Raw genomic sequence first — 20,132 nt, 5'->3', positions numbered from 1 at the left:
CAGCTACTTGTAAAGCTACCTTGGCCTGCCAAGCTCTTTTGGAAAGAATGCTAGGCTGTGTCTGATGAATGGATTTTAAGATAACTAATATATTTTGCTGGTTGAGTTATTGGTAAGGCTATGGGTAAGTCAATTTTTAGAAAATTGGCTTTACTGTATAATGAGTTAAAATATCTGCCCCTTTGCTGAAACTATATACTTCAGCCTTTCAGCGTAAATTATACACTATTGTTTTCAGTTCTGTCAAAAAATGAAGGACCTGAAATTAACCGATAGCTTTAGTATACTTTATGTTAAAATACGTTTGTAAAATCTGTTGTACTTCACTTTGGGTTGTTAACAGCTTTTCTGAGACAGTATGATGCGTTGTTATTTTAAATTTGTTTCCTGTTAAGGTGATTCGACCATCAGTTGTTGGTAAGCTACAAATGAGTTTCTGTGTGAAATGAGACTCTTTGCTTGTCTGGTGATAGTGGCACATGGGCAGAAATTCTTCTATTTGTCTTTCTTTTTCAGAGAATACATATTCTGGAATAAAGTCTCCATCGGCATTCTTCTTTTTAACTACCCACTCATTCTCTTCCGTAACCTCCATTTTGAACAGGCCTCTTGGGTCTTTAAGCACAAGGTTTACTTTCAGAGGTAAGGGATGAAAAGCAAATTCACCAAAGCCTACATCAACAAGATACTTATCATTATCAATTGTTGCCAGTATGGCCATATGGTCAAACTCTGGCCCATAGCCGTCGTGGGCAAATACCCTTGCCGAAATCATCTTAACGTTAAAGCCAAGAGTAGTTAATAATTGGTAAAACAACCCGTTTAACTCATAACAAAATCCCCCTTTATTTTCAACTACAATTTTATCATATGAATGCGCCAGGTCAATTGTAATGTTATAGTGAATAGCAAGATTCTCGAAAGGAACACTCATCAGATGAGCTTGTTGAAGAAGGGAGAGCACTTCTAAAGTGGGGGTAAGTTCTCCTGGATAGTAAATCCGTTTTAAATATAGCTGAGTGTTCATTACTTTGTCTTTTTGCCCTTTAGGCAACCTGGTATACAACCTAAAAGAATACGAGAAGTTACGCATGTAGATCGTATAGGGAAAGATACAAAAGGCTTGGTCATAAAAGCAATAGCTGACCTGTGTTGGCAATGGCAGCTGTAAAAAACTGGTTTTTATTAAGCAAAAAGCTGTCAGGCTAGAGAGGGAAAGATAGGATAGGTATGGTGGATAGCATTGGCTAGACCTGCCAACAATATAACAAACTTACTTCTCCCGCTTGTCATACACGCACTAAATAAGTATTCTTATACAGGTGTTAACTTATCCCCCTTTCTAGGAACTTATGCACATGAATAGGTATTGAAAAAGAACCGGCAAGAAAATTCTGTTTCTTGCCGGTTCTTTCTGTTCCTATGTTGAATTAATATCCCTGGTTTTGTACTAAAAATCCTTCTTCACTGGAAGCGCCATCTATTGCCCGTTGGGGAATTGGGAACAATCTTTTGTTGACATCGCTATCGGTCTTTCCTGTCCAGCTGCCCTCGTATTTCCCAAACCGTATCTGATAATTTCTTCTAAACCCTTCCCAGTAAAGTTCAAATCCCGATTCACGGAACAATATATCCAGGTCAATGGTATTCAAGGGGGCAGGTGTCTGATCAGGCCGGGCATTTCTGGAAGTTCGCAAGGTGTTTACATCGGCCAAAGCCCCGACATTGTCACCATTTCTCAACTTAGCCTCAGCACGCATTAAGTACATCTCTCCCAGGCGGATCAACACCAGATCAACGTTACTATAGCTGCAACAGTTGGGAGCCGTATGACTGAACTGATACTTTGAAAACCGGTAACCGGTGTTATGTAAACTTCCCGGACCAGAAAAATCAACCGTACGTGTATGGTCAACATAGGTCAGGTTTGCCCCACTCGTTCTTCTGTTGATCACCGGATATATCCTCACCTTACCATCGTCGCATCTGAGAATATTACCTGCTCCATCTTTTCTGGGGCCCCATATAATACCCCGGAGTATTCCTCTGTCCATTTCAAAGTCAGTGGCCTCCACACAATAATAATGCTGGGAATCATTGGCTGGCGTTACCCCAGTCAGGTCTTTCAGTGCATCCGGTATAATCTGATTTCTCTTAAAGAAACGGGCATCCGCATCGGCAGGATCTACACTTCCGTAGGCATCTACCCAGGTCTGGTAAAAATCAGGAGTAGCGGCCACCGCATCCGTGCCACGGGTGTTGGGGAATTCCGGTCTTGGCACCTGATCACCGGATATGGACCAATAAGCCCAGCGCTGGTGCTCGGTCTCCAGTACGCCTCTCTGGTCGAGTGCAAAGATAAGTTCGGGATTGGTATGGTTATTATCACTAAACACATCAAAATATTCAGCAGACAAGGAATAGGGTCCGGAAATAATATCGGTGGTATATTGTATCACCTTATCCATATCCTCTTTTCTAAAGTCAGGCGTACTATACGGATTACGATAAACAGCTGCATTTAAATACAAACGTGCCAGCAAAGCTTTTACGGCATATTGGTTTAACCTGCCCGGTCCCTTATCGTTTTTAAGTACATCCACCACCGATAAAAGCTCGCTTTCAATGTACTGAATGGCTTCCTGTCCGCGTAAAATCTGGGACCGTTCGCCCGAAAGCTCTTTTTTAAAAACAAGCCCCCAGTTATCCAGTGCCAGCATATTGAGGTATGCCTTCATGGCTACCATTTCATTATATCCATCCTGGGCACTTGCGTTACCAGTGGCAGCTTCTTGTTTTAATCTTTCTGCCGCAATGACGGCTCTTGATAACGTTAACGTAATTTGTGTCCAGGTATCGCTTACCAGGCTATTACTGGGGGTCATCAGATGCTGGTGAACCGCAATGAACTTGCCCCCATCAAACCAGTCGGTGCCCCCCCGGTAGGGAAGAATGCCTTCATCAGAAGCTACCTCCTGCAATCCAAAATTAACCGTATGCAACCATACCCCAGACCGCAGAAGGCCGTATACCGGGGCTACCGATCCACTTACAATTTCCGCCTGGCCGGCTCCTGTCAGCGACTCATCCAGGACCGCTTCCTCCAGGGTGGTACAACCGAAGAAAGCCAGTAAAAATACAACTACCGGTAAGGTTTTATTAATTCGTATATTTTTCATTGTAAACTGTTTTTCAACGTGATAGGAAATAAATCATTTGTTTGCTTTTAGAAGGCTACATTCAGGCCGAGCAGGAATGTTCTGGCTCTAGGATAGGTAAACCGGTCGATGCCAAAAGTCTGGATTCCACTGGAAGCAGATCCTGTGTTAACCTCAGGGTCAAATCCGGAATAATCGGTGATCACAAACAGGTTCTGGCCGGTTAAAGTAAGGCTGATCCGTTGGAAAACATTTTCCAGCTTGGTCCCTGTTAAATTCAGGTTATAGGCCAGAGTAGCATTATTCAGCCGCAGGAAAGAGCCATTTTCCAGATAACGGGTAGATACGGTATTGGCATTGCTCAACGCCTCGTTGGGGTACTCAACAGCAAAACCGGTTGTATTATTCGACTTGGCCAGTTGTGCTTTACTGAACAGGGTCATGGTTGTGTGATTATATACCTTATTTCCTGCTACCCCATTAAAATTGAAACCCAGGTCAAAAGCTTTGTATTTCAAGTTCAGGAAAAACCCATAGATAAAGTCAGGAATCGCACTGCCTACTACCAGACGGTCATTGTCTAATAGTTGACCATCTCCATTAGTATCCCTGAATAGGTTCTGGCCATTGTCCGGATTAATGCCATCAAACTGATACATATAGAAGGCTCCTAAGGGCTCATTGTTAATGTAGCCATTAATGGTGGCACCAGTCTGGCCGGAACCCTGGGCTGCCCCTGTGGTCAGCACGGCATACGGTGAATTTTGCACTTTATTCTGGGTATAGGTAATATTCCCTCCGATGTTATAAGAGAAGTTACGCTGTGGTTCGCTGCTGTAATTCAAAGTCAGTTCAACCCCATTGTTGCGGATGATCATGTTTGGAATATTGTTCCAGTAGGTAGAGGTAGGCTGAACAGGATCGGCAGGAACCACTTCCAGAAGTATATTGGAAGATTTTTTATTGAAATAATCCAATGTACCGCTCAACCGGGAATTAAAGAAGGCGAAATCAAAGCCTACATCTGTTTGGGTGGATACCTCCCATTGCAGGTTTGGGTTTGCCAGCCGTGTAAATATGATTCCATAGGGATACCCTTCCAATGCAGTAGCATCGGTATCAATGGGATAGGAACTGGTACTTCCGGACCCTGTTTGTAAGCGCTGCTCTAAATAACTGGCTTTTGTGATTTTAGAGGGAATTTCCTGGTTGCCGGTCTGGCCCCAGCTGGCACGCAACTTTAAGTTATTGAAAAACGAATTGGCCATGAACTCCTCATTGCTGATATTCCATCCTACGGCAAAAGAAGGGAAATATCCGTAGCGGTTGTTCTCCCCGAACTTGGAGGACCCATCGGCACGTAAAGTACCGGTAAACATATATTTATTGGCGAATACGTAATTTACTCTGCCGAAAAAAGACTGCAGCTCATTTTTGATGGCTTCCGCATTTACGGCTGTAGGAAATACAGCGGTGCTGGTATGGTCCTGGTAAATAGGTTCAACATTGTTAGTGGCAAAGCCGCGGTATGTAGTGGTTCTGCTTTCATCCAGAAATTTCTGAAAAGAATGTCCTGCCAGAACTGTAACATTGTGCACATCCCGGTTCCAGGTATAGGTGAGCGTATTCTCCACCAGTTGATTGGTATTGCCGCTTACGGCCGCATCCAGTACCCCGTTAGAAACATCCGACTCATTGATCACTGCCGGATAGGGTTTGTACTGTCCGTTCCTGGTGGTAGCCGAATAATCCACCCCCAGGTTCAGCTTGTAGGAAAGGCCGTTGATTATTTCCAGAGATGGGGAAATGCTGGCCAGAATACGGTTATTAATGGCCATGTCACTAAATAAATCAAACCTAGTAAGGGGATTTAATGCATTCGTAGGCAATAAGGTAGGCACACCGTTGGTATACGCCGGAATCGTCGGGTTCAAACTAAGCATATCACTGATGGTTGATAGTATGTCCGGGCGCAAGTTTTCGGTGCGGGAGGCTGTCAGATTATAATCTATAGTTAACCTGCCATTGATTGCCCGTTGATTCATATTTAACTTTCCAGAATACCGTTTTAGCCGGCTGTTCTTCAGGATGCCTTCCTGGTCCTGATAGCCTACCGATGTGAAGTAGGAAAAATTCTCACTGCCGGCTCCGCTCATAGACAAATTGAGTGTATTGGCTACCCCCCTTTGGGTCAGTTCATCTTGCCAGTTTGTATTGGCCCCAAGGTCTTGCAGGGTTCCATCCACGGCCACTACTTGCCTGCGAAAAGCGTCGGCATCGAACACATCTAGTTTTTTGGCTATCGACGAGACAGCCGTGGAAGCTGAAAAAGTAAGTTGCGGTTTTCCCTTTCCTTTTTTAGTGGTAATTACGACCACGCCATTGGATGCCCTGGAACCATATACGGCTGTGGCACTGGCATCCTTTAGCACATCGATACTTTCGATATCGTTAGGGTTAATAAAGTTCAGAGGATTGGTAGGAACCCCTGTGGAGGAATTGTCCAGTAAAAATCCATCAACCACATAAAGCGGCTGGGTTCCGGACCGCAAACTACCGATACCCCGGATAATGATATCTTGTGCAGCCCCGGGCTCGCCACTAGTTGCGGCAATGGAGACACCGGCCAGTTTCCCCTGCAAAAGTTCGCCAGGATTGGTTACCACACCTCTGTTAAAACTTTCACTATTCACAGATGCAATGGAACCGGTAACGTCTGACCTTTTTTGGGTACCATACCCTACCACCACTACCTCTTGCAAGGCTTTGGTATCCGGTTGGAGCGCTATATTGAGTTGAGTCTGGTTGCCGGCTTTTACCTCCTGGGGTACAAAGCCTACGAAGCTAAATACTAGTAAAGATTCTGCATTAGCGACTTCCAGGCTGTAAGCTCCTTGCGCATCCGTGGTAGTGCCTCGTTGGGAACCTTTTATAAGGACAGCTACACCTGGTATAGGCTCTTTGGTGTCAGCGTCGGTAACTATTCCCCGGATAGTCTGTTTCTGAGCTTGAACCGATCCCATTGCCGGTTGTTGGGCATAGCTGCCAACTACAGGTAGGGAGAAGAGGCAATGGAGCAATCCAATCCGCCAAATACGCTGCCAGCAAATAGGCATTTTTAGTAGCTTCTTTTTCATAGTTTGTGGTAGGTTAGTTAATTAAAATAGTTTTAGAGAGTTTAGAGATTCAGTTAAACACAGGAGTTTCTGTCAAGAATTACCTGCAAAAAGCAAGCGTAGGCAAGTAGTTAAATCTATATCCTGAAAAGGAGCGATAGCCAAGTGGCAGGAAAGAACAAGCAAAACACCAAACATGGGGCAAAAGTAGGGACATCGGAAAAGATCCTCCTTTTGCAAGCGGTTATCAAATTATTATTAAAAAGTTGTCTAACTATTAATGCCTAGCATAAAACCGTCTGTTAGCTTCTGTAAAAAAGTAAAATATTGGTATTACCATAGTATAAGGATTGGGAAGGGAATGAATAAAGAAGGTTGCTCTGAAAAAGTGCAGGAAGGACAAAGAGCGGACTTAGCAGGTAGCTTTGCCTTGCTTTCCTACTGCTATCAATGAATTAAAAAGCTCAACAAAAGAATAATGTGGGCTAATTCCATTCATAATTGCCCATTAGCCGGCCGATTTTATCCCTGTTGTCTATTATTGTATTTTATGGTATTATGGTTGTAAAAGTACGAATGCCGCATCATAAGGTCTGCCTTAATTCTTGTACTCTCCAAAGTACACACCCTTTAGGTAAGCCTATTGACAGTAAATTTTTAAGCAATTAAGAAGCTTTAATCAGTAAATGAAGTAGCCTAAGAGCTAAGGCTCGAACATTCACAATCATTCAGCAAACTATTTAAGGCCAAAACCAAGCTTTCGCCTCTGGAATTCAGGCAATCCTTTAATTAATCCGAGCACTCAACCTACCCTTTTAATATGGTACTAAACTCCCAGTTAGGCTAAAAGCAACAAAGTATGTTATAGTGGGTAAGTTTTTATAGAATATTCATTCTTGTGTGTGGATGAGATTAATTGAAAGCCGATCTGAATTGCACAGGCGATGTATGGGTTTTTATTTTGAACAGCCTGCTGAACGATTGCGGGTGTTCAAAACCTAACTGGTATGCCACCTCGCTGATTGAAAGGTTTGTGGTAGACAGTAATTCCTTTGATCTTTCAATTAGCTTTTGATGGATATGCCCTTGTGCGCTAAGGCCAGTGAGTGAACGCAGCATATCGCTTAAGTAATTGGGGGTAACGTTCAAGTGCTCTGCCAGGTACTGTACGGTGGGTACCCCATGGATAAGTGGCTTATCCTCCTCGAAATAAGTGCTTAGCAACTCTTCCAATTGCTCAAGTAGCTCGCTACTCACTGCCTGCCGGGTTAAGAACTGACGCTTATAAAAACGCTTGGCATAGCTTAGTAGCAACTCGATCTGAGCGATGATTACCTCATGGCTAAAGTCGTCGATGCGGCTGTTTAATTCTTCGCGTAAGATGTTATAGATAGACAGCATAGTGGCTCTTTCTTGCTCGGACAAATGCAGCGCCTCGTTGCTAGCGTATGAAAAGAAACCGTAGTTTTTGATCTTGTTAGCCAATGGATAGCCTTGCAGGAAATCCGGGTGGATGATCAGCGAATAACCTTGGTTGTTCTCATAATTTTCCCGAACGCTGCCTACCACCTGGTTTGGTGCAGTGAATAAGATGCTCCCTTCATCAAAATCATAATAGCCCTGGCCATACCTGAACTTTCCACCCAATTTGGTGATGAAAGAGATCTTATAGAAACCTGCCACATAGCTCTCCGGAAGCCGGTTCATGTCGATCTGTCTTTCTGTAAAATTTAACAAACTGATCAATGGGTGAACAGGACCTGGAAGTCCCAACATCCGGTGCATCTCCGGGATAGACTCTAATTTGCTGACTTTTGACATTTCATTTTTCATGTGGAAAGATACTACCTATGACCGATGCGTGTTGCAGTCACCGGTCATAAATTATAGTTTGGGATAACGTGCTTTCGAGTACCTGATGAACATGGATTACCATGGAAGGGAGCCTTCCGGTCCGGTAAAGGTAGCCGTTGGGCCATCGGTTTCCAATGCTACCCGGACCGGTTCACGCGAACCTACCTCCACTGAGTCGGTACCCTGAAAGTTATTCAGCGCTGTGGCCGTAAAGCCGGGACTGACGGCATTGACCTTAATGTTTTCTTTTTCCAGTTCGATAGCAAAAGCCATAGTAACCGCATTAAGGGCCGTTTTTGAGGCGGCATATACAACCCCAAAATGTTCTCTGGCCCAGCAAGCCGGATCAGCTATCCAGGTAAGGGAACCCAGGCCACTGGATACATTGACAATCCGGGCTGCCGATGATTTCCGTAGCAGAGGCAGCATAGCTTGCGTAACGGCAATAACACCAAATACATTGGTTTCCCAGACCGTCCGGACCTCATCCAGTGAGGCAGTGCTGGCACGGCCATCCTCGGTTATTTCTTCCAAGGTGCGGCCAGGCTTGCCGGCATGGGATATCCCTGCATTGTTGACCAGCAGGTCCAGGCGGCCATGTTCCTTCTCAATACGATTTGCAGTGGCACGGATAGTTGATGGCTGAGTTACATCCAGTTGGATAGCATAGGCATTGGTACCTATTTCAGCAGCCGCCTTTTCCCCATTTTTCAGGTTCCGTGACCCAACATATACACTATATCCATTAGCAGCAAGTGCTTTTGCGATCTGGAAGCCTACCCCCTGGTTGGCGCCGGTGACAAGGGCAACTAATTGATTGTTTGCGGATGATCCAATTTGATTTTCCATAAGAATAATAATTAATGAATGAACAATGCAAAACTCAGAAATTATTATTTTTTCAAGATAACCAAATCAAGGACATTTGTAACCGAAATGAAGTGTATACCAAATTAATGTACGCTCAAGACGATTTCTATTCCTGTTTAACGTTGAGTAACAACCATTATCCTTTGAACCCCTTGTTGAGTTTCTGTTGCTTGTTTTTCTATCGTTAGACGGTTATGCAACAAGCACGCGCAGCATATAAAACAATGAATGTGTTTAGCATTACCCCTTCTGCAGCGTAACACTGAGCTACAGACGCAAGCAATTTGAGCCATAGAAGAAACCTGTTATGTTAGGCATCCTTTACCTTTGTGTCATTACTCTATTAAACAACAAGTAGAATGACAACAATAACAAAGATTGCTCTGGGCAAAAATGGCCCAATGGTGTCTAAACTCGGATTAGGTTGCATGCGTATGTCGCCAGTTTGGGGAAGCCCTGTGAAGGATGAAAAGGAAAGTATTGCTACCATCCAGATGGCATTAGATAGGGACATTATTTTTTTAAATACAGGCGATTTCTATGGTGCCGGCCACAATGAACTGCTCGTAGGCAAAGCCATCGAAAGCAGAAGAGATGAGGCTTTTATCGGTGTTAAGTTTGGGGCTATTTTTCACAACGGGGAGTGGATTGGTTTGGATTTGCGGCCCATTGCTATCAAGAACTTCATTAACTATTCGTTGGTGCGTTTGGGCGTGGATACAATTGATCTGTATCAGCCCTGCAGACTGGATACTAGTGTTCCAGTAGAAGAGGTAATTGGTACGGTTGCCGACCTGATCAAAGAAGGCAAAGTGCGTAACTTAAAAATAATGTCAATCAGAGGAATTCTTAGCCAACCTATACCCGGAAAAGACTCATCGTGTAAAGGAGTGGAAAAGTGAGTTTCCTGCTCGCAGTAGTAACCTGTACCTGTCAGTTAAATGCCTGCCGAAACGCTAAAGGCGACAGGTTGGTTTTCTTTTTAAAAAGGGTACTGAAAGATTGGGCGTGTTCAAAGCCCAACCCATACGCAATTTCGCTCACCGATAAGCCAGTAGTAGAAAGCTTTTCCTTGGCTTTCTCAATCAGCTTTTCATGAATATGTTGCTGAGTGTTTTGGCCTGTGTGCACCCGTAACAGGTCGCTCAGGTAGTTGGGTGACAGGTTCATGCGCTCGGCTATATATTGTACGGTCAAAAGGCCTTGACGGGCTACGATATCCGTATCAAAATACTCCTCTAGCAATTGTTCAAATTTGGCAAGCAGCTGAGAATTGTTGTGTTTTCGGGTAATGAACTGCCGCTCGTAAAAACGATTGGAATAGTTGAGCAGTAATTCAATTTGTGATAAGATGATCTCTTGGGTATGTTTATCAATGTGGAGGCATTCCTTGTGGATCTTGTCGAGAATGGTAATCAGATCCTCTTCTTCTTCAGCGGACAGGTGAAGTGCCTCGTTGACCGAGTAGGAGAAAAAACCATATCTGTGCATGTAACTTGCCAGAGAATGATTGAGTAAAAAATCCGGATGAAAGATAAGCAGATAGCCCGAACCACATTCCATGTTGGCTACATCCAACGATTGCACCTGCTTAGGTGCGGTAAAACTTAATACGCCCTTATCATAATCGTAGTGTTGCTGGCCATACTTTATTTTGCCTTTGGCTTCTCTTTTTAGGGCAACACAATAAAAAAGGTTGACAAATCCTTTCCATACCTCATCTTCAAAAAACTTGCTTTCTGCCAGATTAATGACGCTCACCAGCGGATGGCGGGGCTCCGGTAAGGATAACAAGCGGTGAAAGGCTGAAATAGATTTAATCGAGTTCATAAAATGAATATATAGGTAACAAAAGGTAATTAATGACTGCATCATCAAATGATGCAGTCATTAAAAAATATTAATCGATAAGGCCCATACTAAATTCATCATAGGGCTTTCCCGTATCCGTACCCAAAGGTACAATACTTTCCAGTTTTAGAAGGTCTTCTGCGCTCAACTGAATCGCAGTAGCCGCTATGTTTTGTTCCAGGTATTTTCTGCGTTTAGTTCCCGGAATAGGAACAATGCCTTTGCTGATGATCCAAGCCAGCGCCAGTTGGGAGGAGGTAACCTTTTTTTCTTCGGCCATTGCTTCAATAGCTTTCACTAACTCTATGTTCTTGTAAAAGTGGGCTGCCCCAAACCTGGGAATGGCCCGGCGGAAATCATTTTCCGGTAAATCCTCTAGGCTGCGGATCTGCCCGGACAAAAACCCACGCCCTAACGGAGAATATGCAACGAAACCTATTCCTAGTTCATGCAGCGTTTGCAACACGCCGCGTTCTTCCACGCTACGCTCAAATAAGGAATATTCACTTTGTAGGGCGGTAATGGGGTGAACGGCATACGCTCTTTTTAGCGTCTGTGAAGATACTTCAGATAAACCCAGGTATCCTACTTTTCCTTCTTTCACTAACTCACTCATGGCTTCCACTGTTTCTTCAATGGGGGTGTTTTTATCAAGCCGGTGCAGGTAGTACAAGTCAATATAATCCGTGTGAAGATTTTTCAGAGAACGCTCTAACGCTTTTTTTACATAGGCTTTTTTCCCGTTGATGGCCCAGGTTACTTTGTTATTATCATCGATTTCCCAACCAAATTTGGTAGCGATAATGTATGCATTGCGATTTCCCCGGATAGCCTTGGCAATAAGCTGCTCATTTTTTAAGGGACCATATAGGTCTGCCGTGTCCAAAAAATTGCCCCCTAATTCCAGTGACCGGTGGATGGTAGCAATGGCTTCCTGCTCATCGGCTTGCCCATACATGTGCCCTTCTTCAAATCCGGTCATCCCCATACAGCCTAAGCCAATGGTGGGGACAACCAGGCCTTGATTACCTAATTTTATTTTCTTCATTTCCATAATGCTCATTTTAATATAATAAATGTTACCATAGCAAAAGTCGATAAAATCACACAAAAGGCTGTATGCAAATCCCTGAAGATTGTATGCAAATCAAGGGTATGGTAAATAGTAGAAAGGAGGAGAATTATACCCTCGCATTTTTCCGACAGATGACAGAAAGATAAAGCAACTGCATTGAAGGTACCTAAATTTAGTGGTCACCCCAAAGGGTGTATCCGGTAATCATTAAGGTACTTAGTGGACCTCCCATTGGGGTGTATACATCAGAGTCAGGCCGTATTCTAACATAAAATGCCTTTTAGTCTAGCCTACAAAGTTTAAGATTAAATGGCACCAAGCAACATGCTCAGGCTCGGATGCCTGCAATTGTCTCTGTTTTTTGACTTATCTTTAAAAAAGGAAAACAAATCAGTCTGAAATGGAAAAAGCGGCATTTCACCGCTTTCTGCCCTGGCTAGATTTCCTTTAAGGTTACTTTATTTTAATGCATAGCTAAGGTAACCGCCATCAACCACAATCTCAGTTCCGGTAATAAAGCTGGCCGCATCAGAAGCTAGAAACAACACGGTGTTAGCAATCTCATCGGGATTGCCAAGCCTTTGCAAGGCGGTAGCGCCAGCTAAAAAACCTTGCGCTTCTGTCGGTACGACACTCGTCAGGCCTAGGGTTGCAATAGGCCCCGGACTAATAATGTTGACCCTGATTTTTCTTTCTGCCAATTCATTTGCTGCAATCTGGGCGATTTTATTGAGCGCACCCTTGGTTGCAGCATATACACTAGATCCAAGGTTTGCAGCAGTGGCGGCCGTTGATGAAGTAAATATTACTACCGATCCATTTGTTAAATGCGGAAGTAATTTTTGCAAGGTGAAGAAATGACCCTTTACATTGGTATTGAATTGTGCATCAAAATCTGCTTCCGTTGCTTGTTCAATGGGTGCAAATGCGCCTATTCCCGCATTCAGGAATAGCACGTCTAGTTTGTTTCCAGTTTCTGCAACGGCTTTTTCCAACACGCCAATCCCTGCCAGGGTTGAAGTGTCGGAAACTACCGTTTTCAACTTGGGGCTGTTAATTTCCAGATTTGCTTTTTGAAGATTGTCAGCTTTTCTACTTGTAATCCAAACGTTTGCCCCTGCACTGATAAATGCTTTTGCGGTTGCTAATCCAATTCCGGTGCTTCCGCCTGTAATGACTACATTTTTATTTGTGAAATTCATTGTTAATCGTATTTAATACTTGAGCTACAATGTTAGCTCAAGTGAATTTATTTTGGTAACTTGGTATATAAAAGTAACTGTAACATCCAGGTAACCAAGTAACCTCATGCCATTTAACAGTATGGAGTTGGAGTGCAAGAAACTTCAATCAAAAGAAGACAAAGCAGAACACAAAAAAGAGATGAAGGCTGTCCAGGATTCAATGGATGTGCTCAATGGGAAATGGAAAATTGCTATTATCTCCTCTATTTGCTATTACAACAAAAGGCGCTTTTCTGACATCTTGAATGATGTAGCCGGTATTTCCAATAAGATGTTGAGTAAAGAACTAAAAGAACTGGAAATTAATCAATTGATTAAACGGACTGTTTTGGACACACAGCCTGTAAGTGTTCAGTATGAGCTTACCGAACATGGCCTAACCTTAAAGACCATCATTAACAATCTGACAGCGTGGGGAATGGAACACCGAAAAAAAATTATTGGAAAATAAAGCCTTGTTAGCTGGAAGGAGTTTTCTAGTGGTATAGGCAGACAAAACTCCCTATATTACTATAGAGACCTAAATAAAAAATACAGGTTGAGAGTTCAAACCACACTTGACTCCGGATAAAGAATCTATAACTGATTTGTCGGTTTTAACTGCAGTAAAGGTGGATTAACCCCCTAAAGTTACTTTCATTTACAGCCAAATCCATTTTGGTTAATCACTTGACTACTCCAACTGATTTGAACTTATATAAATTAAAATTTCACCTTGTACATCAATCCTAGTATTAGCTGGTTCTTCTGCATATCTATCAATTGATAGTCAGTAAATCCATAGAAGTCAATGCGTTGATGACGATCAAGAATTATCTCTACACCAGCTTTGTTGCGCATTTGTTCAAACCCTGTACCTAACTGGTAAAAAATATCAGTAGAAAGGTAAGGCACCAAGCGTGTTTTATTCGGATATGATATTTCCAACTTGTTGCGTAAGTAACTATCATCTGCTTCCATGCTTGTATCATCATCTCTAAATTGATGCTGGTACCGCAAGCGATAATCCAGTTTAAGTTTCCAAATTTTCCGGTCATAGGAAACATCGGCATAAAACCGGTGGTAGGTGCGGTAGTAGTGGTCTAAGATTTCCTCATTGAATTTGCGTCTGCCAGTATACCGGTAATAGCCGGTAATTTCCCAGTGTTTGTTGAATGCATAGGATACACCTAGTTCTCCCAGATAAGACCTTGTAACGGATAGATTTTCGCCTAACCTAAGTTGCGTATTCAGGTGGACAGCAAACGATTTCTTAAACTTTTTCTCTACATTTATTCCAGTCCAAAGGCCCAGGTCAAATTCTTGAGCTACGCATTGTAAAGGATACAGCAGGTATAGGCTTGCAATCAGCAGTAATAATTTTCTACTCTGCATAAGAGTCCACAGGTTTTGCAAAATGCTCATATTTCATTGGTGAAGGGTAATAGTATATAACCAGAAGAGCTGTGTCTTTTAACAGATCCATTTCCATAATATCTACCCGATGAATAGCTAAACCTGTACGCTTGCGCAGGTCGTCGAGTAGTTCGCCGCACATGGAAGGCAGGATTAGATCAATGCGGTCGTAATGTATTTTTTTTGTTAATTCTCGTTTGATAAGCCAGTTCCCATCCAGCAGCTGCACACTTATTAAAATCATTCCATTGATTAAACCCAGTTCGTCCCAGCTTCCTTTGGTTATAGCCGAAAGCAATCCCATTGATATGACGACAAACAAATAGGTCATGTCTTTCGCAGAAAGGCCTTCGGTACGGTACCGGAGCATGGAGAAAACAGCAAATAAACCAAATGCTGCCCCTATAGACATCTGCACTTTGTTTAGCAGGAAGGTGATCAGGAATATGATGATATTGAAGGAAAAAAACATCAGAAATAGATCAGCTTTGCGGTAAATCCGGTAATATATAAATCGGATCAGAATCAATACCGACAACACATCTATTCCCAGACGCAAGAAAAACTTTTCAGACAGTTTATTGAATAACTGGAAACTTTCTGCCACCTCTGGTGAAGCAAGGTCTTGTAAAAAAATCATCTTGATTGGCTATTTAATTTTTGCAGGTACCTTAACTTTGCTTTAAATCGATTCTGCTTGATTCTATGGTAGAGGCTAATTACCCCCAGGCAGTACTTACTTATGGAGCCTTCCCGCAACTGGTACTGTTTCATCAAATGCAGAAAATAAGAATTCCTGAGGGATTCCTGTTTTACTTCAGCTATTACTACTTGCGGATAACTTTCCTGGCTTGTAGCGTTACGGAACGAGAGATTCAGGTCCAGTGTAAGCCTTTCTACACTAGTCCGGTGCACAAGGGTTAACCTGGTGTAGTCTACCCAAAGCATAGGTTGTAAGGACGCTGGATTGAAAGGAGTCTGTTCTGCTAAGAAAGTTTTACTCTCCTCATCCAAGACAAAACCAGGAAAGTGCTTGTTTTGAATGCGGGTCTTAATAGTCCTACCCTTATTATTTTTAAACTTTACCTCTGTAAAGGCTGTGTCTGATTGCACATAGTACCGCTGCCGGATTTTATACCGGTTGTGCCGTCCCCGCTGGTGTTCATGATATAGCCTAAAATCCGGTGTATCAAAATATAAGGTTTGATACTCACAGAGCCGGTAATTATTTACCTCTAATACTTGATAAGAAGGAAGCAAATCCGATAGTAAAGCAGGCAGCAAAGAGACAGGAATCAAAAACTTAGCATCCACCCGGTTCATAAGTTTTACAGCCTCTATCTGGGCAAGTGAAATAGATTCAAAAGCGCCGGCATATTCAATAATACCTGGGCTAACTAGGTCAATCATTATACTTGTATTTTTTTACCTGAATCAGATTTCCCTTGCTGTCATAGGTTTTTTTTTCTGACTTAAGTCCCCGGCGGTCTAGTTTGAAAACAGAGCGGCTGACCAGGAAATTATTGCCGTCATACTTATACTCTTCTACTTTCTCACCCAGATCATCGTACTTGTAAATTTCCTTACCGGTTTGCTTATTATTTGCATCATAAGTGATTTCTTCTGCCTTCTCATGGAAATGGTTGAATTTGCGGACGACTTTCTCTTTAATCCTGCCGACCTTGTCATAATTTATTTCCTCGACTACGTTGCCGTGTTTGTCAAACTTTTTATACGCATCGCTGCGGATAATTTCTTTCCCATCTACAAACTCCGTGATTACTTCCGTTGTAGCTACAATATCATATTGTTTGATGTCTTTCTTACTTTGGGAAACTCCCTGATAAGCTATAAAAACCAATAAAAGTATGAGAATACGTTGCATAGAATAAATGCTCCTAAGTTTAATTTAAGTTGATAGTTTGTGCGTTGAAAAGTTACTCGGCGAGATAGTTTTTCACAGCCTGAATCCGGGTAGTTACATGCTGCTTAAGCGTAGCCAAATCACTCGTGAAAGAGGCAGTACTACTCAAGAGCGAATGACTTTTCTGCTCAGTTTCTTCAGGCCCAATTACATAGGGAGATATCAATGTGTGATTTCGCTCGAATAACTCATTCATATTGGAAGTGTTAAACACATTGTCGGTAAACTCCTTCACATAGGATTTATATTGGGCATTATATACCGGATCATCCATCAGGTAGCGGATCAGGGGCCATTGTTGCGACACTTCTGAAAGAGAAAGTGATAAAGTTTGATTCATGCCTCCCATACCTACACCTGGGAATCCACCTCCTCCTGCAGCAGGTATTCCTCCCCTACCTGAAGTCATTGACATGTTATGGTCCCAGGGAATCCAGGTGAGGCCTTTGCCCGGATCATTGTAGAGATAATAGTTATGTGCCATAGCTCCATAGGCGTCCCAGTTGACAATACTAGTATTCACGGCCAGCCACTTAAGAAAATGATTTACATTAAAAGAAGCTTCCAGGTCAGTCCGCCATTGCGTAGGATTTGTTGTGCGGTTGGTACTATTTAGTGCTGTAATGGCTGCTTGCACATCACTATAATCATTGGCTTCTTTGTTATTTTTCTTTTCGAATTGCTCCTGGTTGAATGATTGAAAAGTAGATTCAGGCTTATAAATATTGCCACTCTCTTCACCAAACTGTGACTTCACCATCGTATCATCGATGACCTCTACCAGTGTATAAACTCCACAATATTTTAATCCTTCGCCAAAGTAAATGTATACTTTGTAGAAAGAGGTTTGAGCAGCCGGAATACCAGCCTGCCGGAAAATATCAGCTACTACTTTTTCCCGGATCAATGTATTATCGGTATACCCGGGAGAAAAAGAAAGCTCATTAAAGCCATAAAACCGCTGATTCTTGATCGTAGGATACTCTTCTTCAAACTCATCAAAGTCTAAACGGAAGGGCAGTTTATAGTTGCCTTCCCGCCAGACACTGCTCAATGAAGAATTGCCTTTCAAGCGGAATCCTACCTTATACCACTCTTTTCCTTTGAAGGAAACAGCTACGGCTACATAGTCCGGATCTTCAGTACCAAAATTAATACCTCCGCCGTTACCTCCAGGAAAACCACCACCTGTAGGCGGATTGAAAGTTTGAGTAGAATCAAAAGCAGGAAAGCCTGCAGGAGGTATTCCCCCCATCCCTCCGCCTGCTCCGAAATCTGCACCAAATTTTTCCTGCATATCCTTCCGGATGTTTTCCCAATCACCGCTTGTCATTCTTATTTCAAGCGTATTCACTTCATTTTGTGCAAATACAACTTCATAATTAGGAGCAGTTTCCTGGCTGTGTGTGGCCTCTGTCCAGTCTGGTGTGGAAATATTTCTTTCGTCCCAGTCAGGATCTTTGCAAGAAATGGCTGCATACATACATATACACGTAAGCAGTAGCGAACGTAGAGCTTTCATAAAATTTATATAAGGCTATAATACTTTTGACAGCTAAATAACGCTCATCTTCAATTAACTACGTATAGCCCTATAACCGAAAATAGAGCCACAAGCCATTTTTATAGATGAACCCGAAATTCACCTAGACCAAGCATTAAGAAAATATTAAGATATTGTTATCATTTTAAGATGTAGTATATAGCAGGGAGCATGGCATTTAAGATCGATATAACTGGCTAACTGATTTCGTTGCTATAAGTAGATATGCTTCATATCAATCATGTTGAATCTTACGCTTCAGCTGAATTTCACCCTGGTAATATTTGATCAAAAAAAATTCTACCACCAGTTGCTTCTAGATAACTCTTTAGTGTTTATTAAGCAGCTCGTCTCTTACGTTGCCCAAGTATTTTCTACAAATAAGCAATTCTAGCCAGCCTGTACGTTTGCTGATTGTCAAACAAATCTAGCGGTGTGATTTTCTGTTTGTATCGAACCATTTTATAGTAAATGATAGCAATTTTATGAGCGGTGGCTACAACAAAATGCTTATTGCCGCCCTTGGCTCTTCCTACAATGGAAGTGGTATGAGAGTAAACGAATACTTTTGTACACTGCGTTAGCAACACTTCTGAAAGCTTGGCTTGCTATAGTTGGTTTCTTTTTCATGAACCTGCTGCTGATGTGTTTATATATGCCTTTTATATGTTAATCTGCCACCTGAGCAGGAGCCGGAACATTATCGTCATGGGAATGGTAGCATAATGCTAACTGTGGTAGTGTCTTTGCCTTGTAGCCTATTACAACTAAGTATAATTAGTCATAGTATGGGTTGCCACTTATCCTGATTGATAGAGCAAAAAAGCTATTTAATATATAATTATTGTCTACTGGTCTATTGGGATATACACCAAAGGGTAAAAAAACTTATTTTTATAAATAAACCGTTAGATGGACAAAAAATCTCTGTTCAACGCAAAGTCAGCGTCTGTTCTGGTGCATATCACGGCATGGGTATGCTTTTTATGCATTCCTTTTCTGCTGTTTAACTTCCCGATCGATAAAAAATTTTTTATTCTCAGAATTGGTATACCGGCCTTATTGCTCGCCGGGGTGTTCTATTCTAATCTGTATGTATGGATGCCCCGCTTCCTGAAAACCAAAAAGCACTGGCCTTATCTATTTACGATTGTATCCGGTATTATTTTCCTGAGTTTTACCGAACTGGTCATAGAACATTATTATTTCAAATTCAATATAAGAGGTGGACTTCCATCTGATCCCGTGTTTGCCTCTGCCTTAAAACAAGGCATACCTGACCCTGAGCTTCAGGCAGAGATTATCCGGTTATTGGAATCAGATTTTCATAGAAAAGATTCCCTTAACAGAACATTAGCTCCAATGAAGAAGCCAGGTTTTATTGGCTCCCCTCCTGCTTTTTTTATCTTATTGAAATCTGTCTTTGTTTCCGTGCTTGCCCTCACTATCAGTTCCGGCCTGAAGATAATTCATGAATGGAGGAAGAATGAGCAACAAAAAAAAGAAATGGAGAATGAAAAATTATCTTCTGAACTTATCTTTCTCAAGTCGCAGGTTAATCCGCACTTTTTATTCAATACATTAAACAATATTTATTCATTAGCCAACAGCAAATCAGATGACGCACCCATTGCCATTGCTAAATTATCGCAACTGATGCGCTATATGCTATACGAATCAAATGTCAATTTAGTACACCTTACAAGAGAAATTGATTATCTGAAGAGTTACATTGATTTGCAAAAGCTCCGTTTCAGGGAAGATATGCGCATTAATTTTTTCATTGAAGGAGAAGTAGATGATAAAATGATCGAACCTATGCTGCTGATACCATTCGTAGAGAATGCCTTTAAACATGGTCAGGGTCTTAACCACAACCCTTGTATATATATCCATCTTCGCTGCCAGCAGCAGAATTTGTATTTTACAGTAACCAATTCTTTTGAGAAAAATGTAAGTGAGCCTATAGAAAAAAATTCTGGTATCGGGCTTCAAAATATTATCCGCAGGTTAAATCTGCTTTACCCTGACAGCCATGAACTTGCTATACACACATTAAAAAATATATTTAAAGCAGAACTTACCTTAAAGCTCAATTAACC

General features: G+C 42.1%; 16 protein-coding genes. 3 read left to right on the top strand and 13 right to left on the bottom strand.

Annotated features, from left to right (window positions below; genetic code table 11):
* Positions 1 to 265: 265 nt before the first annotated feature.
* The 5 genes from Q0590_RS30175 to Q0590_RS30150 form a co-directional block, all read right to left on the bottom strand.
* Positions 266 to 1,093: an arylamine N-acetyltransferase family protein gene (locus Q0590_RS30175; RefSeq protein ID WP_302041380.1), complete on the bottom strand. Its 828-nt coding sequence runs from the start codon at positions 1,091 to 1,093 to the stop codon at positions 266 to 268.
* 337 nt (positions 1,094 to 1,430) lie between these two features.
* Complete coding sequence (locus Q0590_RS30170; protein ID WP_302041379.1) at positions 1,431 to 3,179, bottom strand: RagB/SusD family nutrient uptake outer membrane protein; 1,749 nt, start codon at positions 3,177 to 3,179, stop codon at positions 1,431 to 1,433.
* A 47-nt stretch (positions 3,180 to 3,226) separates the two neighbouring features.
* The gene (locus Q0590_RS30165) at positions 3,227 to 6,295 is read right to left on the bottom strand and encodes a SusC/RagA family TonB-linked outer membrane protein (protein ID WP_302041378.1); all 3,069 of its coding nucleotides are present in this window, start codon (positions 6,293 to 6,295) and stop codon (positions 3,227 to 3,229) included.
* Positions 6,296 to 7,186: 891 nt separating this feature from the next.
* Positions 7,187 to 8,107 (bottom strand): helix-turn-helix domain-containing protein, encoded by a 921-nt coding sequence (locus Q0590_RS30155; protein WP_302041377.1) that lies wholly within the window; start codon positions 8,105 to 8,107, stop codon positions 7,187 to 7,189.
* A 96-nt stretch (positions 8,108 to 8,203) separates the two neighbouring features.
* A complete protein-coding gene (locus Q0590_RS30150; RefSeq protein WP_302041376.1) occupies positions 8,204 to 8,977 on the bottom strand; it encodes an SDR family NAD(P)-dependent oxidoreductase in 774 nt (257 codons plus the stop codon).
* A 380-nt stretch (positions 8,978 to 9,357) separates the two neighbouring features.
* Between Q0590_RS30150 and Q0590_RS30145 the strand changes: the two genes are divergently transcribed.
* Positions 9,358 to 9,900 carry an aldo/keto reductase gene (locus tag Q0590_RS30145; protein ID WP_302041375.1) on the top strand — a complete coding sequence of 181 codons (543 nt, stop codon included), beginning with the start codon at positions 9,358 to 9,360 and terminating at the stop codon, positions 9,898 to 9,900.
* A gap of 31 nt (positions 9,901 to 9,931) precedes the next feature.
* Here Q0590_RS30145 and Q0590_RS30140 read toward each other — a convergent pair whose 3' ends face one another.
* The 3 genes from Q0590_RS30140 to Q0590_RS30130 form a co-directional block, all read right to left on the bottom strand.
* On the bottom strand, positions 9,932 to 10,828 hold the full coding sequence (locus Q0590_RS30140; RefSeq protein WP_302041374.1) for a helix-turn-helix domain-containing protein: 897 nt from the start codon (positions 10,826 to 10,828) through the stop codon (positions 9,932 to 9,934).
* A 70-nt stretch (positions 10,829 to 10,898) separates the two neighbouring features.
* Positions 10,899 to 11,897, bottom strand: coding sequence for an aldo/keto reductase (locus tag Q0590_RS30135; protein ID WP_302041373.1), 999 nt, complete (start codon positions 11,895 to 11,897; stop codon positions 10,899 to 10,901).
* A gap of 485 nt (positions 11,898 to 12,382) precedes the next feature.
* Positions 12,383 to 13,126 (bottom strand): SDR family oxidoreductase, encoded by a 744-nt coding sequence (locus tag Q0590_RS30130; protein ID WP_302041372.1) that lies wholly within the window; start codon positions 13,124 to 13,126, stop codon positions 12,383 to 12,385.
* A gap of 106 nt (positions 13,127 to 13,232) precedes the next feature.
* Between Q0590_RS30130 and Q0590_RS30125 the strand changes: the two genes are divergently transcribed.
* Positions 13,233 to 13,619, top strand: a complete 387-nt coding sequence (locus Q0590_RS30125) for a winged helix-turn-helix transcriptional regulator (RefSeq protein ID WP_302041371.1) — start codon at positions 13,233 to 13,235, stop codon at positions 13,617 to 13,619.
* Between the two features lie 251 nt (positions 13,620 to 13,870).
* Here Q0590_RS30125 and Q0590_RS30120 read toward each other — a convergent pair whose 3' ends face one another.
* From Q0590_RS30120 to Q0590_RS30100, 5 genes are read right to left on the bottom strand one after another with little or no spacing between them, the layout of a single operon-like run.
* Positions 13,871 to 14,542: a DUF2490 domain-containing protein gene (locus Q0590_RS30120; RefSeq protein WP_302041370.1), complete on the bottom strand. Its 672-nt coding sequence runs from the start codon at positions 14,540 to 14,542 to the stop codon at positions 13,871 to 13,873.
* Positions 14,532 to 15,203 (bottom strand): DUF4956 domain-containing protein, encoded by a 672-nt coding sequence (locus Q0590_RS30115; protein ID WP_302041369.1) that lies wholly within the window; start codon positions 15,201 to 15,203, stop codon positions 14,532 to 14,534. The genes Q0590_RS30120 and Q0590_RS30115 overlap by 11 nt, the downstream gene beginning before the upstream one ends.
* On the bottom strand, positions 15,200 to 15,973 hold the full coding sequence (locus Q0590_RS30110; RefSeq protein ID WP_302041368.1) for a polyphosphate polymerase domain-containing protein: 774 nt from the start codon (positions 15,971 to 15,973) through the stop codon (positions 15,200 to 15,202). Before Q0590_RS30110 ends, Q0590_RS30115 begins: the two co-directional genes overlap by 4 nt.
* The gene (locus Q0590_RS30105; RefSeq protein ID WP_302041367.1) at positions 15,966 to 16,448 is read right to left on the bottom strand and encodes a hypothetical protein; all 483 of its coding nucleotides are present in this window, start codon (positions 16,446 to 16,448) and stop codon (positions 15,966 to 15,968) included. The genes Q0590_RS30110 and Q0590_RS30105 overlap by 8 nt, the downstream gene beginning before the upstream one ends.
* Positions 16,449 to 16,500: 52 nt before the next feature.
* A complete protein-coding gene (locus tag Q0590_RS30100; RefSeq protein ID WP_302041366.1) occupies positions 16,501 to 18,009 on the bottom strand; it encodes a CotH kinase family protein in 1,509 nt (502 codons plus the stop codon).
* A gap of 933 nt (positions 18,010 to 18,942) precedes the next feature.
* Here Q0590_RS30100 and Q0590_RS30095 point away from each other — a divergent pair.
* Positions 18,943 to 20,130, top strand: a complete 1,188-nt coding sequence (locus Q0590_RS30095; protein ID WP_302041365.1) for a sensor histidine kinase — start codon at positions 18,943 to 18,945, stop codon at positions 20,128 to 20,130.
* Positions 20,131 to 20,132: the final 2 nt, after the last annotated feature.

This window comes from Rhodocytophaga aerolata, assembly GCF_030503435.1.
GTDB lineage: Bacteria > Bacteroidota > Bacteroidia > Cytophagales > 172606-1 > Rhodocytophaga > Rhodocytophaga aerolata.
This window is presented reverse-complemented; position numbering and strand designations above follow the sequence as displayed.